At 64.9% G+C, this 2,524-nt stretch carries 2 protein-coding genes and 1 pseudogene; all 3 read left to right on the forward strand.

Annotated features, from left to right (window positions below; all coding sequences use genetic code 11):
• Positions 1–822: pseudogene (locus B8115_RS23530) on the forward strand (hypothetical protein); the annotation flags it as partial.
• Between the two features lie 152 nt (positions 823–974).
• The gene (locus B8115_RS02045) at positions 975–2,300 is read left to right on the forward strand and encodes an amidase (RefSeq protein WP_010626074.1); all 1,326 of its coding nucleotides are present in this window, start codon (positions 975–977) and stop codon (positions 2,298–2,300) included.
• A gap of 11 nt (positions 2,301–2,311) precedes the next feature.
• The coding region (locus tag B8115_RS24030; RefSeq protein ID WP_010626075.1) for an amidase family protein at positions 2,312–2,524 on the forward strand (213 nt) is incomplete at its 3' end.

Here is a 2,524-nt window from a genome sequence, read left to right on the forward strand (position 1 = left end):
CCGGGAAGTGCCGCGCTGTCGCTGCCCGGCGGCGGCTGGGCCTGGTGGTCGCGGCTGGAGGGCCAGCAGTACCTGCAGCTGGCCCTGCCGGAGGCGATGCTACGCCATGCCAGCCGCGACCCCGACGCCTGGCTGGCCACCCAGCCGGCCCTGGCCGAGCTTTGGGGCGACTCGCCCGTTCATCACCACTATCGCCGCCCTGGCACGCTGGGGCGTACCACCGTGAGAGAGGGACGGGTCTGGCGCCTGGGCGATGCCGCCATGGCCATCGATCCCCTCTCCGGCCAGGGCATCTTCAATGCGCTCTCCTCGGCCCATGGCCTGCTACCGGTGCTCGAAGGCCTGCTGGCCGGCGAGGCGGTGGCACCGCTGCAGCGTTTCCATCAGCGCCGCCAGGACGCCCAGTACTGGCGCTTCGCCCGTGCCGGGCGCGATTTCTATCGTCAGGCCGCCTGTCAGGCGTCGACGGTTGCCGAACCGGCGCCCTACTGGGCGGCACGCTGCCACTGGCCCGATCACCAGCCGTTGCACCCGCCGGAGCCCTGGGCCCGGGTACGGGTCAAGCGGGGGCTGGCCATTGTCGGTACCCGGCTGGCCGAGCGAGAGCTGGTGGTGACCCCCGACCAGCCCCTGGGTATCCAGGCGGTGGCGGGTGTGCTGCTGGCGCCTCTGGTCAGGGCCATGCAGGCCGGCGATCTCAATGAGGCAAGGGCGTTATTGAAGGCCGCCGGTGCTTCGGCCGGGGCGCTGTGGCAGTGGTGGCACGCTCACCCCGACTGGCCGGCGCTGCCAGAAGTCTCTTCTCTATCTTCACGGCGCTAACCACGAAGCTGCTGCTTCGGTCAGTAGCCCCAAGGAAGGCTGAGCGACTTGTTCCACGATGTGAAACCAATCTGGCTTAACGCTGATTCTTCGTCTCGCTAAGGTTCTCGTATCCAATAACAAGGATGCCTGAAAATACGAGGCCACCGACCATGACTAAGCCGTATTCGCTGGATCGCCGTAACTTCCTCAAGTTCTCCGCTGGGACCGGCATGCTTGCCATCACTGGCCTGAGTGGCATCGCCGACAACCATGCCGCCAAGATACAACCTGGCTCCGAGGCAGAGCTCGTCGCGCTTTCCGCCGTCGATCTCTCCACCGCCATCCGCCAGGGCAGCGTCAGCTGCCGCGAGGTGATGACAGCCTACCTCGGTCGGATCGAGCGCTATAACCTCACCTACAACGCCATCGTCGCCTTGCGCGCGCATGAGGTGCTGATGGAGGAGGCACAAGCGGCTGACGACGACTTGGCACGAGATAACTACCGGGGTTGGATGCATGGATTCCCCCATGCCGTGAAGGATCTGGCACCGACGCGCGGTATCACCACTACCCTGGGCTCCCCGTTGTTTAAGGAGTGGGTGCCGGGGCAGGATGCCGTCTTCGTCGAGCGGCTGCGTGCCGCCAGCGCTATCCTGATCGGCAAGACCAATACCCCCGAGTTTGGCCTGGGCTCGCAAACCTACAACCCCGTCTACGGCACCACCCGCAACGCCTTTGATCCGACCCTGTGCGCTGGCGGTAGCAGCGGTGGGGCCGCGGTGGGACTGGCCACCCACATGCTGCCGGTGGCGGACGGCAGTGACATGATGGGATCGCTGCGCAATCCAGCGGCCTACAATAACGTCATCGGCTTCCGGCCGAGTCAGGGGCGTGTGCCCCATGGCACCACTCGGGAGATGTTCTTCCAGCAGCTTGGCTACGACGGTCCCATGGGCCGCACGGTCGCGGATACGGCGCGCCTGTTGGCGACCATGGCCGGCTTCGATTCCCGGGTGCCGCTTTCGCTTGCGACAGATAACGCGCGTTACGCAGCTGGCCTCGACATGAATATCTACGGCCTGCGGGTCGCCTGGTTAGGTGATTTCGACGGCTATTTGGCCACCGAACCCGGTGTACTCGATCTGTGTCGCCAGGCCCTCGGCCACTTCGAGAGCCTAGGGGCTCGGGTGGAGGAGGTCAGCCTGGATTATTCCATGGAGCAGTTATGGGAGACCTGGCTGACCCTGCGTCACTTCCTGATCGCCGGCATCGCCCACGACCTCTACGCCGACGAGGCTAAACGGGCCCATATGAAGCCCGAGGTGATCTGGGAGGTCGAGGGTGGGCTGCGCCTGACGGGGCCGGACGTCTTTCGTGCCTCTGCCGCCCGCACACAGTGGTATTCGATGCTGGATACACTTTTTGATAGCTACGACGTCGTTGCCCTGCCCTCTGCGCAGGTCTTCCCCTTTGACGTCACTGGCCTAAAGAGATAGCCGGGCGCGAGATGGATACCTACCACCGCTGGATGGAGGTCGTGATCCCCGGCACACTTTCTGGCTGCCCGGTCATCAACGTGCCGGCCGGTTTCGATGACCGGGGCCGCCCCATGGGCATTCAATTGGTCGGCCGTATGCACGACGACCTCAAGGTGCTGAAAATTGCCCATACCTACGAGCAGGCCTCGCTATTGACGCAGAAGCGACCCGAGTTGGTGGCA

Origin of the sequence: Halomonas sp. KM-1, assembly GCF_000246875.1 — a bacterium.
Taxonomy (GTDB): domain Bacteria; phylum Pseudomonadota; class Gammaproteobacteria; order Pseudomonadales; family Halomonadaceae; genus Halomonas; species Halomonas aerodenitrificans.